The sequence below is a fragment of the uncultured Campylobacter sp. genome, assembly GCF_937890585.1.
Classification (GTDB): domain Bacteria; phylum Campylobacterota; class Campylobacteria; order Campylobacterales; family Campylobacteraceae; genus Campylobacter_A.
In genome coordinates, this window is record NZ_CALACG010000339.1 from 1 (window position 1) to 2,909 (window position 2,909).

A 2,909-nucleotide genomic window follows, 5' to 3' on the forward strand; every position below is an offset into this window, starting at 1 on the left:
ATAGAGTTTGCAGATCTGAGTCTGGAATTTCGCCGTTACTATGATTACCCCATCCTGATTGAGCCTCTTCCAGCTCGGGTTCTCCGACAGCTTCACCAGTTGAAGATGAAGACTTTGAACTATTACCGCCACCGCCAAGGTCTTTAATATAGTATTTACTATCAGTATCTCCAGCTCTTTCAGCTAGTATGCCGGCTACTACCTCCTCTAAAGCACAAGGATCGGAGGTTTTGTAAACAGGAACGACATACCCCGTGCTTCTATCTCTTTCCAGGCTTTTCTTTCGAGTTTCATCATACGTCTTACAGGTTTCTGCAGTATATTTGTTTGGGTCGGCATTTAACACTTCAGGATCCGTATATCCATACCAAGGTATTCCCATAGATTTCATGACAGCTAATCTATTAGTAGCCGCTGAAGCTCGATTGTTCGGCATTAATGGCGATAGTAATAAGGCTGGTGTTTTCGCTAAGAAATTAATGGCAGATTTTTTACCGATTGGCATTATAGCAAGCATTTGATTTGCTACTGAATTTCTTAAGTTTGGATTAAATATCTTTGCTAGCATTGGCTGTTGCTCAAAATCTTCCTTATCTTCTTGCTCTGTTTTCGTTGCTATCATCGCCAATTCATTATCGCTCAATAATTTACCACCGATACCAGACCCAGACTCTGTTTTACCATTTTCTAGACTATCCGCCGTTGAGACCATCTGTGCGCCTACTAGAGCTTCGTAATTATTATTTCCTGGAGCGTCAATGCCAACGTTTGGAATATTAAATATATAGCTAATCGCCCATTGCACTAAGGTGCCCATTATGTCCTGCGAAAAGTCCATTACCTGCTTAATTCCAGGTAATTGAGTTACAAAGTTTACAATAGGTCCCGTTATTTGAGATACTATATCACCAGCTATGTCAATTACAGCCCCTATAGAATTATTCCAAAAGTTAGCTACTGCGGCTAGCACTTGCCATGCTGGATTTTTGGTAAATGCTGTATAATCCTGGACAACTTTCTTTTCAGGACAAACAAGTTCGCCTGGATCTAACGTAACAACCTTCTCTTTGCCGTCAACAGTACATTTAGTTCGTATTCCGCCAGATGCTGATGCGCTGTTTCCGGATAGGATTGGAAGTATGGATGATGTGAGCCCGCCAGCCTGAATTTCACTGTACAGTGGTGATGATTCTGCCCCGTCAAATAAACTTGTCGCAAGCTCTAAATATCGAATATCTTGTAAGTCTCCAGTTTTCATCATGTCATTTACTACAACTGGACTAATACCTTCATCGTAAGCGAAAGAGGCGTAGGTTTGGGCGACTTGAGCTCGTCCTATAACTTCAAGAGTACCTGAATCTAGGGCGCCTATGAAGCCAGCAGCCATATCAATGGCTCCTACGATAGCTGAACCAGTTGTGAATTTTTTCATTAGCTCTTTGTTTATTATTTTTGCAATAAGACCGTCGCCATTAGCTAGATTATCGGTAAGTTTACTAAAAGTATCTTTGTTGGATTTAGCAGCTTCGTAATCCAATTTTGCTTTAGGATCGTTGGGTTTTTCCTTAAGGGCATTCTCTTTTTTTTCTACATCTCCATCTAGTTTGGTTTTAACCTTATCGAGTGTTTCTGCACAACCTAAGGCATCTCTACCATTAATACACGATAAGACGGCGGCAAGTTTTGGTGATATTTTTCCGATGGCACGAGAAGCGAATTCGGATTTAATTTTCGCTTTAAAATCTTTCCATGCTCTAACATGTTTTTCGGGTATAATATTAAACGATTTTACGCCATATTTATTATATAGAATACGTTTGGATATAAAGCGCATTAAATAATTACGACCGTGCACTCGTTTTATATCATTATTAATTCTTTTCCTTATTTCCTTATGTCCAACCTCTTTTTCTACGCCTTTCATTACACTGTCAAGGTCTTTGTTAACGTTTTTGATAGTGAAATGAGAAGCCTTGCCTCCTAGGCCTGAACGCCCGTGAGAGTTTATGACTACTTTTACATTGACGCCTTCTTTTTCAAATTTAGCATCAAGCATTTTTTCAAACCAAACAGAATATTTTGTTGAAGTTAGTGAACATAATATGCCGCCGCCCTTACAGAAAACTATATGTTCGTCCCCTGGGTAAGCTTCTTTCATAACTCTCATAGCTAACCAGCGTGTGGTTATATATTGCAAACGCTCCTCTACTGAATAATGAGCAACACTTCCGATTTGCTGATCTATATTGTCTAGTAAAGAATTTAATTTCAATGGTAGAAGAGCCGAAAAAGTAGCCGCTATAGAAAGTAGAATACCAACTATAGCTATTATGCCTCTACTTTTTTTTGCAAGCTTTAGGGTAGATTTTAAATTATTTCGTTTTTTGTCATTGGACGGTTCATAAAAGCCGTTGTCAGGAATAGAAGATTCCTGGTCATTAACGGCAGCGCTGGCAGAATCATTTTGGTTAGGGTCGAGGTCGGAATTATTATCATTAAACTGAGACTCAAGATCATTAATGGCGTCTCTTTCCCGATCGCTTAGTTCTGATCCGCTATCAACCTCGGCTGCGATTTGATCAAATTGAGCCTGTTTAGCAGGATTTAATCTGCTATCAGTCTCGGAATCTGTCGTATAATCAACTCGCGCCATATTTTTTCGTTATTTTTTTACACTGCCCCGTAGCCGCCGATCGGTGAATCTGACGGTTTTACTTGTTGTGATGCAGGATTTGTATTAATCAAATTATATTCGGTGTCACTAGCCTGAATCTGGATATGAACGTGATTTTGTCCAGCGAAGAATAAGCCTTGCCCAACTGGGAAATTTGCTAGTCGTTTCTGTTCTTCATCTGTCAATTTGAACACTTGCGCCAAAACGTCAACGGCGCTGGCGGACTGTTTCAAAA

At 39.9% G+C, this 2,909-nt stretch carries 2 protein-coding genes; both read right to left on the reverse strand.

Annotated features, from left to right (window positions below):
• A partial coding sequence (locus Q0296_RS10220) for a hypothetical protein (RefSeq protein WP_298040260.1) occupies nucleotides 1-2,653 on the reverse strand: 2,653 nt, incomplete at its 3' end.
• A gap of 17 nt (nucleotides 2,654-2,670) precedes the next feature.
• Nucleotides 2,671-2,909, reverse strand: a 239-nt coding sequence (locus Q0296_RS10225; RefSeq protein WP_298040261.1) for a hypothetical protein, incomplete at its 5' end; no start/stop codon positions are given.